Genomic DNA, 11560 nt, shown 5'->3' with positions numbered 1-11560 from the left:
GCGCACGGCAAACACCCCGGGAGACTCGGTGAGAACCGCCGCGGCTCGGCCTACGCTGGCCTCATGGTGTCCGAACGCGAAGTTCTCGAATCCGTCCCGACGCAGCTGTGGATCGGCGGGCCGGTGCCTGCCACCGGCGGCGGCACCTTCCCGGTGCACAATCCGGCCACGGGGGAGGTGCTGACCCAGGTCGCCGACGCGACCCCCGAGGACGCGGTGCGCGCGCTGGACGCGGCCGTCGCGGTGCAGGCCGAGTGGGCCGCGCGGCCCTCGCGTGAGCGCGGCGAGATCCTGCGCACGGTCTTCGAGCAGATCACCGCGCGGGCGGAGGAATTCGCGCTGCTGATGACCCTGGAAATGGGCAAGGCGCTGCCGGAGAGCCGCAACGAGGTCAAGTACGGCGCGGAGTTCTTCCGCTGGTTCAGCGAGGAAGCTGTCCGGGTGCACGGGCGCTACCTGCACGCGCCGTCGGGCACCGGCCGGATCATGGTGCACAAGCAGCCGGTCGGGCCGTGCCTGGCCATCACGCCGTGGAACTTTCCGCTCGCCATGGGCACCCGCAAGATCGGCCCCGCACTGGCCGCGGGCTGCACGATGATCGTCAAACCCGCCTCCGCGACGCCGCTGACCATGCTGCTGCTCGCCAAGCTGTGCAGCGAGGCCGGGCTGCCGGACGGGGTGCTTTCGGTGATCACGTCGAGCCGTTCCGGCGCGGTGACCCAGCCGCTGCTCGACGACCCCCGGCTGCGCAAGCTCACCTTCACCGGATCCACCGAGGTGGGCAAGAAGCTGGTGGAGAAGTCGGCGAACGGGCTGCTGCGTACCTCGATGGAGCTCGGCGGCAACGCGCCGTTCGTGGTGTTCGACGACGCCGATATCGACGCGGCCGTGCAGGGCGCCATGCTGGCCAAGCTGCGCAACGGTGGTGAGGCGTGCACCGCGGCCAACCGCTTCCACGTGCAGAACGGCGTGCTCGAGGAGTTCACCAGCAAGTTCGTCGAGGCGATGGCCGAAGGCGTGACCCTCGGCCCCGGCACCGACCCGAACACCACCCTCGGCCCGCTGATCAACGAGGAGCAACTCGACACGGTCAGCGAACTGGTCGAAGACGCCGTCGCGGTCGGCGCGAAGCTCCGGCTCGGCGGCAAAGCCCCCGGCGGTCCCGGCTGGTTCTACCCCGCCACCATCCTCAGCGAGGTGCCGCCGCAGGCCAGGATCCTGCGCGAGGAGGTGTTCGGGCCGGTCGCCCCGATCGTCGGTTTCGCCACCGAGGAGGAGGGCATCGCCGCGGCCAACGACACCGAGTTCGGGCTGGTCAGCTACGTCTACACCCGAGATCTAGACCGCGCGTTGCGCGTCGCCGAGGGCCTGGAATCCGGCATGGTCGGCGTGAATCGCGGCGTGATCTCCGATCCCGCAGCACCTTTCGGCGGCGTCAAGGCGTCCGGTTTCGGCCGCGAGGGCGGCACCGAGGGCATCGAGGAATACCTCTCCACCAAGTACATCGCCCTCAGCTGAGCGGGGGCAGAGACGAAACGACCGCCCCGGGGTGATGAACACCCGGGGCGGCCTGGGGGAATGCGGTTGTCTAGCTTTTTGCCGCATGGGTCTATGGCCGCGTCGAGCGGCCTGAGGAAAAAGGGGTCAGTGACCGAGCCGGCCGCGGCCGAGGCGCAGCAGGAGCATCGCGAGGGTGTGGCCTTCCTGGCCGAGCTCGCTGAAGCGCTCCAGCACCTTCATTTCGCGGTTGTGCACGAGGCGGGGCCCGCCGGAGGCCATTCTGGTCCGGCCGATGATCCGGGAGATCTCCGTGCGACGCTTGATGGCCGCGAGGATCTCGGCATCGAGACGATCGATCTCCTTACGGAGCTTGTCGATCTCCGCGTCGCTCTGCGGCAGCGCCGAATCGGACCCGGTCGTCGTGGCGGGGGTACTCATCATTCATCTCCTCGTGTCAGAACATGGATCGGCGGGTGAGCCCGGCTCGTTACCGATCGGTTCTTTCACCGTGAAACAGACCTGGTAGGGCCTTCGAATTGGCTACCAAGGACGGTGCGCTCAGATACAGGTGCCGCGATGACGATATCCGGTCGGTAACCGAAACGGATGTATCGCGTGGGCACTCATCATGTCGCCAGTCTGCCACGGGTGGGTAGGTATGCAAAACGTTTGGTTTTGTGAATCTGCTGAGAAGGCGGCTACGGATTCGTCGCGGCGCCTGCCTGGGGAGTTCATCCGCCGTTCGCCGACGCGGTACCGATCCGTCATAGAGACGGCCCGGGGCTTCATCTCTGTCGGTGTCCGCCGGTAGCGTGGATGGGCGATGGACATCACGGTGGCTCCCAAGACGCAGGCCGGTCGCGCCCTGCAGCCGGATTCGACCCACAAACCGCAGTTCACCGGTGGTAACACCGAAGAAGCGGTCAGGCATGGCGAGGAGGTAGGTGCGGTGCGGGAAACGCAGCGGGCCGCTGTCCCCGAGCCGCCGCCGTCGGCCACCGAATTGGAGCAACGGCGTGTCGAGCGGGAGCGTCGGCGCGCCGAAGAAGCCGTGCACCTGCTCGACGGCCTCAACCCGCAGCAGCGGGCCGCCGTGGTGCACAGTGGCGCGCCGCTGCTCATCGTGGCCGGCGCGGGTTCCGGCAAGACCGCCGTGCTCACCCGGCGCATCGCCTACCTGCTCGCCGCCCGCGGCGTGACCCCGGGCCAGGTGCTCGCGATCACCTTCACCAACAAGGCTGCCGCGGAGATGCGCGAGCGAGTAATAGGACTGGTCGGTCCGCGCGCGAACAACATGTGGGTTTCCACGTTCCACTCCAGTTGTGTCCGAATTCTGCGGATGCAAGCCGCCCTGCTGCCCGGCTTGAATTCGAATTTCTCCATCTACGATGCCGACGATTCGCGGCGACTGCTCACCATGATCAGCCGCGACTTCGACATCGATACCAAGAAATACACCGCCCGGTTGCTGTCGACCGCGATCTCGAATCTGAAGAACGAGCTGATCGGGCCGCAGCAGGCGAGCGCCGACGCCGAGTCGGACGAGACCGAACTTCCCGCCCTGGTCGCCCGCGTCTACGCCGAATATCAACGACGGTTGCGCGCGGCGAACGCACTGGATTTCGACGACCTGATCGGCGAGACGGTGGCGCTGCTCCAGCACCATCCGCAGGTCGCCGAGTATTACCGGCGCCGGTTCCGGCACGTGCTCGTCGACGAGTACCAGGACACCAACCACGCGCAGTACATCCTGGTGCGTGAGCTGGTCGGTCACCACCGGGAAGACCGCAGCGAGGACGAGGCGCCGCCCAGCGAGCTGTGTGTGGTCGGTGACGCGGATCAGTCCATCTACGCATTCCGCGGCGCGACCATCCGCAATATCGAGGAGTTCGAGCGCGACTTCCCGGATGCGGAAACCATTCTGCTGGAACAGAACTATCGCTCCACCCAGCACATCCTGTCCGCCGCCAACGCGGTGATCTCGCGCAACGAGAACCGCCGCGACAAGAAGCTGTGGACCGACTCCGGCGAGGGTGATCTGATCACCGGTTACGTCGCCGACAACGAGCACGACGAGGCGTCGTTCGTGGCGCGCGAGATCGACAAGCTCGTCGATCAGGGCGAGGCCAACTACGGCGACGTCGCGGTGTTCTACCGCACCAACAACAACTCCCGTGCGCTGGAAGAGATCTTCATCCGGATGGGCCTGCCGTACAAGGTGGTCGGCGGCGTCCGGTTCTACGAGCGCAAAGAGGTCCGCGACATCGTCGCCTACCTGCGCGTGCTGGAGAACCCCGAGGACGCGGTCAGCGTCCGCCGGATCCTGAACACCCCGCGCCGCGGCATCGGCGACCGGGCCGAGGCCTGTGTGGCGGTGCACGCCGACCAGCGGGGCATCGGTTTCGCCGCCGCGCTGCGCGATGCGGCCGACGGCAAGGTCGCGCTGCTCAACACCCGAGCCCAGCGCGCGATCGCCGGCTTCCTCGATCTGCTGGAGGAGATCAGGGCGGCTGGCGTGCAGGAGAACCTCGACTTCCCCGACGTCGGCAATGTCGTCGACGCGGTGCTGGAACGCACCGGTTATCGGGCCGAACTGGAAGCGTCCGACGATCCGCAGGACGGCGCCCGGCTCGACAACCTCAACGAATTGGTCAGCGTCGCACGGGAATTCAGCTCAGAGGCGTACAACAATGCGGAGGCGGCCCGGCAGGAGGGGCTGTTGCCGGAGGTGGCCGAGGGCGAACCGGATCCAGGGTCGCTCGCGGCGTTCCTGGAGCGGGTCTCGCTGGTGGCCGACACCGACCAGATTCCGGACGAGGGCACCGGCGTGGTCACGATGATGACCTTGCACACCGCCAAGGGGCTGGAGTTCCCGGTGGTTTTCGTGACCGGCTGGGAGGACGGTCAGTTCCCGCACATGCGGGCGCTGGGTGATCCCACCGAGCTGGCCGAGGAACGCAGGCTCGCCTACGTCGGTATCACTCGAGCCCGGAAGCGGCTGTATCTGACCCGTGCGGTGGTGCGTTCAGGCTGGGGGCAGCCCGTCTCCAATCCGGAATCTCGTTTCCTGCAGGAGATTCCGGATCATCTGATCGACTGGCGTCGGTTGGAGCCGACCGGTTCCGCGGCGACCCGTGGAATTCGTCGCCGCGGTGACGACGATCGGATGGAACGCGACTGGACCCGCGGTGACGGGTGGTCCGAGCAGCGGCCCGGTGTTCGCGGTGATCGTGGGCCGCGTCGTCCGGCGCCCGGTGGTGCTACCCGCAACAACACCAATCTCGTTCTCGCTGTTGGTGATCGAGTGAGTGATGACAAGTACGGGCTCGGGAAGGTGATCGCCGCGGAAGGTTTCGGGCCGCTGGCCACGGTCACCATCGACTTCGGCACGGCGGGCAAGATTCGGCTCATTCCGCAGTACAGCAGGACTCTGGTGAAGTTGTGAGCGTCGCCGCTGCCGGTCGGCGGAGGCCTTCGGTTCGGCTGCGCGCCTAGGTAAGGTTCGCCCATGGACACGGTCGCGCAGCACGTCCTCTGGTTGCTTCCGATGCTCTGGCTCGGCATGGTGCTGGCCATCTCGTTCCTCGAGGCACCGCTGAAGTTCCGTGCGCCCGGGGTCACCCTCGCGCTCGGTCTCGGCATCGGGCGGCTGGTGTTCCGGGCCCTGAACGTCGTCGAGGCGGTGCTGGCCGTGGCGCTGGTACTGGCGACGCTGGTGGTCGCGCCCGGTCCGGGTATCTGGGCGTGGCTGGCCGTCGCCGTGGTCCTGCTCGCCGCGCAGATCCTCGTTGTGCGCCCGCCGTTGAGCCGGCGAGCCGATCGGGTACTGGCCGGGGAGGAGTTGCCGCGATCGCACGCACACTTCTGGTACATCGGGCTGGAAGTAGCCAAAGTTCTTGCGCTGCTGGGGTTAGCGATCGCGGCGGCTCCGTAGCCGCGTTCAGCGCGGCAGCAGGTCGGTCAGGGCTTCGTCCAGGGTGGGGTAGCGGAAGGTGAAGCCTTGCTGGCGTAAGACTTCCGAGGTGGCGTGGCGTCCGGTGAGGCCGAGGGCCGCGTCGCTGCGCAGTAGTACCGCGCCGAGCTTCAGTAGTGCAACCGGGGTGGGTGGTGCGGGTGGGCGGCGCAGGTGCCTGCGCAGCGCGGCCATCAACTCCCGGTTGCGGACCGGGAAGTCGGTGGCGGCCACCAGGATTCCGTTCGGCAGCGTGACCTGTGGGTCGAGGCCGAGGGCGGCGCGCACGATGCCCAGCCAGTCCTCGACGTGAATCCAGCTGAACCACTGATCGCCCGGGCCGACGCGCCCACCGAGACCCGCCTTGGTCAGCTGGCTCAGGCGTTTCAGTGCGGGGGCTTGCGGGTCCAGCACGATCGAGGTGCGCAGGATGGTCGAGTGGGTGGCGTTGGCGCCGTCGAACGCTCGCTCCCACGGTTCCGCCACACCCGTCATCTGTGGCAGGCCTACCGGCAGTGGAGTTGTTTCCGTACAACGGGTTTCGCCCGCATCCGACCAGATCGCGGTGGTGCTGGCCTGCACCCAGTAGTCGATGGGCGCGTCGAGTGTGGCGGCCGCGTCGACCAGTGCGCGCGTGGAATCCACTCGGCTGCGGCACAATTCATCGATATTGCGGGTGCTCGGTCGGACGTCGACCAGCTTGCCCGCCAGATTGATGATCGCGGTCGGTCCCGGATTGCGCAGTGCCGCAACCCAATCGCCCACCGTGCGGCCGTCCCACTCCACTTGCGTGAACGGCAACGCCGGGTCGCGTCGCCTGGTGAGTATAGTGACTCGCTGTCCGCGGCAGGTGAGGTCGGCTGCGACATGTTTGCCCAATGCGCCAGTGCCACCGGCGATTACTACTGTCAGTGCTGTCGCCGCGGGCTTGACCCCCGCCAGTTGCGCCAGTCGCGCGAAGGTCACTCGCGTATCGGATTCCAGCAACGGACTCACCACCATCCGCGCGACCGGCGCCGACGGTCCGCTGAAGGTGAGTTGCCGCGTGATCTCGGTGCCGCCGTCGCGCGGCGTCAACGTCCACGTCAGCCGCATCCGCCCAGCCGGCTCCGGCTGCTCGATGCTCAGCTCTCGCCCAGGAATCAGCGTGCTGATGACGAACGGAGGAGCAGTCCGCCCATGCAATGTCCCGACAATCCGCCCCCGAGGCAGGTAATCACCCGTGGTGCCCACCGCGACCGGACCGTGCAGCCGAACCGAGGTGACACCCGGATTCCACTCCGGCCACCGCGTCGGATCCGCCACCACCGCCCACACGAGTTCCGTTGAAACCGCGATGAACTGGGTGTACGTCGTTGTACGTGCCATACCCCCGACGCTAGCCCCCACCCGCCCCGATCAGTACGTGCGCATCATCACGCACCCCAAAACCAAGATCAACGGTACATGGTTGCGGCGACACGCCGCATTCGCCCACCACCATGTCCCGTTGATCATGGAAAGCCGGTTGAAGGCGGCCGATTCGCGCCCTTGTTGGCCGCTTCGCGCACGTTCACAGACCGCTCAACCTGTTGGTGGGTGCGCGAGAAGGGGCGACCAGGATATTCAACCGTGCACCACGATGACGCCAAGCTCGGGAGGGTTGTTCCTGCGCGCGCTGACTAGCCCCGAGGACACCGCCAGGCGTCTACTCCCGCCCGCATCAACACATCCCAGCACGCCGACAGGCGTCTGCCTCGACATTCGCCGACGCATCCCGAGGACGCCGCCAGGCGTTCTGCCCCGCACGCACGAACGCACCCGAGGACGCCGTCAGGCGTCCCATCCCCATGCGCATAAGCTGACCCGCGCGGACGCGTAAAGCGTCCGCCGCGCACGCATCAAACATCGCAGGGGACGCCGTCAGGCGTCTACTCCCGCCCGCACCAACACATCCCAGCACGCCGACAGGCGTCTGCCTCGACATTCGCCGACGCATCCCGAGGACGCCGCCAGGCGTTCTACCCCGCACGCACCGACACACCCGAGGACGCCGTCAGGCGTCTACCCCGCACGCCCCAACACACCCGAGAACGCCACCAAACGTCCACCCGAGCTCTTCCCTAGCCAAACCTTCGGCCGGAACCCCGGAACCCTCAGTCCCGCTGAGGCCCCAAGCTGATCCCTCGCGTAGCCAACCACGGCACCGGATCAACCTTGTCCGACCCGTTCAACCACACCTCGAAGTGGCAGTGCGGCCCGGTCGAGAACCCACGGTTACCGATGGTGGCGATCTGATCGCCGGCCATCACCCGCTGCCCCTGCGACACCGTGGCGGTGTCGATGTGCCCGTAGACGGTGACGGTGCCGTCGTCGTGCAGCAACCGAACCCACATCCCGAACCCGGCCGCAGGCCCCGCTTCGATCACGGTGCCGTCGGCGACCGCGACGATCGGCGTGCCGATCGGCCCGGCGATGTCGATGCCGAGATGCTGTACACCCCAGCGGGCACCGTATCCGGAGGTGAAGTTACCCGCCGCGAACTTGGTGAACAGCGGACGCAGCTTCGCAGCTTCGGCCGCCGCCAAGTCTTCGGCGTACTTCTGACCCTTTTGCAGGATGTCGTTGAAATCGCCGAGATGCGTCGGTCCCGAGACATTGAGCAGCTGGGGCGATTCCGGCGAGGTGCTGGGGTCGGCCAAGCTGACGGACTGCGCGGCGATCTCGTGGATCTGCCCGGCTGCCTCGTAGTCGACGGACTGTGAGGGCTGGTCGGGCGAGGCGAGCGCGGCCTGTCCGGCGGCGACGACCGCACCTGCGGCGACCGCGGCGACCGCGGCACGTCCCTTGAGTGCGGCGGGCGGTGCGGGAAGCCGGTGTGCGCCACCGCGCTTGGCGGCGCGCCGGCCGGGGATGACGGTGGGGGCGGCCGGGTTCTCCGGCTCGGTGTCGGGCGCCCAGGACTCTTCCGGGGCCCAGCTGCTGTCCTCGGGCGCCTGGTAAGGCTCTTCGCCCCAGGCTTCGCCCGCGTTCCAAGCAGCGCCGTCGGACCATGCGTCCTGCGGAGCCCACGAATCCTGCTGCGACCACGAGTCGTTCGCGGTCCAGGAGTTCTCGCGGTATCCGTCGTCCGGCGTGCCAGCGGCGCGGAAGTTGTAGTCCCCCTGCGGGGCTGCGCCATAGGACGGTGCGGCGTTGTAATCCGCCTGCGGCGCGGCGCTCCCGTAGGGCGCCCGCGACGCGGAGTTGTAGTCGTCCCGGGCCGGCGCCGCATTGAACAAGGAGTTCCGCTGCCGGTCCACCGAGGGCCTGCCGTGGGAAGCCTGGGCTCCGAACGGTTCGTCATCGTTGCGATAACGATGTCCGTACTGAGCGCGATCTTCAGGTTTAAGGGCGGAGCGATGGTTCATCGGCGGTGCCACATCGTGGTGAAGCGGGAGATGTTCGCGGGGCCGAGGTGCCTGCTGATCAGCGGCGTCGACGAGTCGTTTGCGGAACGGCTCTCCATCTGCGGAGTGCTGTGCTGCATCAAGCTTGCCGTCCTCCTAGTCGTGACCGTGCTGTGACATCGACCGCAATGACGGTAACGAAACGATTGCAGGGTCCGCAAGCGCTGCGGCCTTTCTGTCCGAACATGTGAGATTCATCACGGTAACACCACGGAATATCTATCTGTGCATTGGGCACGCGAGCGAGCTCGTTCGACGACGGTTTGTAGTAGACCACGCCGTCGCCCCGGGTTCGGCGGTTCTACCTGGCGTGGTGTCAACTACCTACTCGCGAGTAGCCTTGGCCAGGGGTTTTCCCGCCGCGCTTATCGGCCCGTGACCTGCGCCACTTAGGATGAACGTGGCCGATTGGCCGTCCATGTGACTGATTAGAGTCCGACCCGACCCGCTTCCGACGTCGGGCCGCCAACAAAGACGTTGTCATCACAACGCAGACGAGACGGTGAGTACATGGATCTCTTCGAATATCAGGCGAAGGAGCTCTTCGTTAAGCACGGAGTGCCTTCGTCCGAGGGCCGCGTCACGGACACGGCCGAGGACGCCCGCGCCATCGCGGCGGAAATCGGCAAGCCGGTGATGGTCAAGGCCCAGGTGAAGGCCGGTGGCCGCGGCAAGGCGGGTGGCGTCAAGTACGCCGCCACCCCGGACGACGCGTTCACGCATGCGCAGAACATCCTCGGCCTGGATATCAAGGGCCACATCACCAAGAAGATCCTTGTCGCCGAAGCCAAGGACATCGCGGAGGAGTACTACATCTCCTTCCTGCTCGACCGGTCCAACCGCACCTACCTGGCCATGTGCTCGGTGGAAGGCGGCATGGAGATCGAAGAGGTCGCCGCGACCAAGCCGGAGCGCCTCGCCAAGGTCGCCGTCGACGCCGTCAAGGGTGTCGACCTCGCTTTCGCCCGCTCGATCGCCGAGCAGGGCCACCTGCCCGCGGAGGTGCTCGACGCCGCGGCCGTGACCATCCAGAAGCTGTGGGAGGTGTTCGTCAAGGAGGACGCCACCCTGGTGGAGGTCAACCCGCTCGTGCGCACCCCGCAGGACGAGATCCTCGCGCTGGACGGCAAGGTCACCCTGGACGAGAACGCCGAGTTCCGCCACGCGGATCACGAGGCCTTCGCGGACAAGGACGCGACCGATCCCTTGGAGCTCAAGGCCAAGGAGAACGACCTCAACTACGTCAAGCTCGACGGTGAGGTCGGCATCATCGGCAACGGCGCCGGTCTGGTCATGTCCACCCTCGACGTGGTCGCCTACGCGGGCGAGCACCACGGCGGCGTCAAGCCCGCCAACTTCCTCGACATCGGTGGTGGCGCCTCGGCCGAGGTGATGGCCGCGGGTCTCGATGTCATCCTGGGCGACTCCCAGGTCAAGAGCGTGTTCGTGAACGTCTTCGGTGGCATCACCGCCTGTGACGCGGTCGCCAACGGCATCGTCAAGGCGCTGGAGATCCTCGGCGCCGAGGCGAACAAGCCGCTGGTCGTCCGTCTCGACGGCAACAAGGTGGACGAGGGTCGCCAGATCCTCGCCGATGCCGCGCACCCGCTGATCACGCTTGCGCAGACAATGGACGAAGGCGCCGACAAGGCCGCCGAACTGGCAGCGGCCAAGTAAGGAACCCGGAAATGTCTATCTTCCTCAACAAGGATTCGAAGGTCATCGTCCAGGGCATCACCGGCGGCGAGGGCACCAAGCACACCGCACTGATGCTGAAGGCAGGCACCCAGGTCGTCGGCGGTGTCAACGCGCGCAAGGCGGGCACCACCGTCGCGCACACCGACAAGGACGGCAACGCGGTCGAGCTGCCGGTGTACGGCACCGTCGCCGAGGCCATCAAGGAAACCGGCGCCGACGTCTCCATCGCGTTCGTGCCGCCGAAGTTCGCCAAGGACGCCATCATCGAGGCCATCGACGCGGAGATCCCGCTGCTCGTGGTCATCACCGAGGGCATCCCGGTGCAGGACACCGCGTACGCGTGGGCCTACAACGTCGAGAAGGGCAACAAGACCCGGATCATCGGCCCGAACTGCCCCGGCATCATCACCCCCGGCGAGGCGCTGGTCGGCATCACCCCGGCCAACATCACCGGCAAGGGCCCGGTCGGCCTGGTCTCCAAGTCGGGCACCCTGACCTACCAGATGATGTACGAACTGCGTGACTTCGGCTTCTCCACCGCCATCGGCATCGGCGGCGACCCGGTCATCGGCACCACCCACATCGACGCCATCGAGGCGTTCGAGAAGGATCCCGAGACCAAGCTGATCGTGATGATCGGCGAGATCGGTGGCGACGCCGAGGAGCGGGCCGCGGCCTACATCAAGGCCAACGTCACCAAGCCGGTCGTCGGCTACGTCGCGGGCTTCACCGCCCCCGAGGGCAAGACCATGGGCCACGCCGGCGCCATCGTCTCCGGCTCGGCTGGCACCGCCCAGGCGAAGAAGGACGCGCTGGAGGCGGCGGGCGTGAAGGTCGGCAAGACGCCGTCCGAGACCGCCGCGCTGGCTCGCGAAATCCTGGAGAAGGCAAGCGTCACCGCCTGATCCGTTCGTATGACCGAGGCCGCCTCTCCGAATCGGAGGGCGGCCTTCGTCATGCGCGGAGTACGCGGGAGACACGG

The 11560-nt window shown here is 67.0% G+C and carries 9 protein-coding genes; 6 read left to right on the top strand and 3 right to left on the bottom strand.

The genetic code is table 11. The features are described from left to right. Positions 1-63: 63 nt before the first annotated feature. Positions 64-1518 (top strand): NAD-dependent succinate-semialdehyde dehydrogenase, encoded by a 1455-nt coding sequence (locus IBX18_RS00320; RefSeq protein ID WP_107659375.1) that lies wholly within the window; start codon positions 64-66, stop codon positions 1516-1518. Positions 1519-1644: 126 nt separating this feature from the next. Here the strand turns inward: IBX18_RS00320 and IBX18_RS00315 are convergent, their stop codons facing one another. Continuing rightward, positions 1645-1938 (bottom strand): chorismate mutase, encoded by a 294-nt coding sequence (locus IBX18_RS00315; RefSeq protein ID WP_014988338.1) that lies wholly within the window; start codon positions 1936-1938, stop codon positions 1645-1647. A 385-nt stretch (positions 1939-2323) separates the two neighbouring features. Here IBX18_RS00315 and pcrA point away from each other — a divergent pair, with 385 nt between their 5' ends. Then, positions 2324-4945: a DNA helicase PcrA gene (gene pcrA, locus IBX18_RS00310; RefSeq protein WP_194831824.1), complete on the top strand. Its 2622-nt coding sequence runs from the start codon at positions 2324-2326 to the stop codon at positions 4943-4945. 63 nt (positions 4946-5008) lie between these two features. After that, entirely contained in the window at positions 5009-5434 is a 426-nt protein-coding gene (locus tag IBX18_RS00305) for a hypothetical protein (protein ID WP_194831823.1), read from the top strand. 6 nt (positions 5435-5440) lie between these two features. Here the strand turns inward: IBX18_RS00305 and IBX18_RS00300 are convergent, their stop codons facing one another. Together IBX18_RS00300 and IBX18_RS00295 are read right to left on the bottom strand one after the other, a co-directional pair. After that, a complete protein-coding gene (locus IBX18_RS00300) occupies positions 5441-6820 on the bottom strand; it encodes a DUF1731 domain-containing protein (protein ID WP_194831822.1) in 1380 nt (459 codons plus the stop codon). A gap of 767 nt (positions 6821-7587) precedes the next feature. Further along, positions 7588-8712, bottom strand: coding sequence for a peptidoglycan DD-metalloendopeptidase family protein (locus IBX18_RS00295; protein WP_228540234.1), 1125 nt, complete (start codon positions 8710-8712; stop codon positions 7588-7590). Positions 8713-8745: 33 nt separating this feature from the next. Between IBX18_RS00295 and IBX18_RS00290 the strand changes: the two genes are divergently transcribed. The 3 genes from IBX18_RS00290 to sucD all read left to right on the top strand — a co-directional run bounded on the left by IBX18_RS00290 (position 8746) and on the right by sucD (position 11483). Then, positions 8746-8997, top strand: a complete 252-nt coding sequence (locus tag IBX18_RS00290; RefSeq protein WP_194832782.1) for a hypothetical protein — start codon at positions 8746-8748, stop codon at positions 8995-8997. 393 nt (positions 8998-9390) lie between these two features. Beyond that, entirely contained in the window at positions 9391-10557 is a 1167-nt protein-coding gene (gene sucC / locus IBX18_RS00285; RefSeq protein ID WP_107659371.1) for an ADP-forming succinate--CoA ligase subunit beta, read from the top strand. A gap of 11 nt (positions 10558-10568) precedes the next feature. After that, entirely contained in the window at positions 10569-11483 is a 915-nt protein-coding gene (gene sucD, locus IBX18_RS00280) for a succinate--CoA ligase subunit alpha (protein WP_069161670.1), read from the top strand. Positions 11484-11560 lie beyond the last annotated feature (77 nt).

This window comes from Nocardia sp. XZ_19_369, from assembly GCF_015355715.1.
In the GTDB taxonomy this organism is placed as follows: domain Bacteria; phylum Actinomycetota; class Actinomycetes; order Mycobacteriales; family Mycobacteriaceae; genus Nocardia.
The sequence above is the reverse complement of the archived record's forward strand: the minus strand, read 5'-3'. Positions and strand labels throughout refer to the sequence as shown.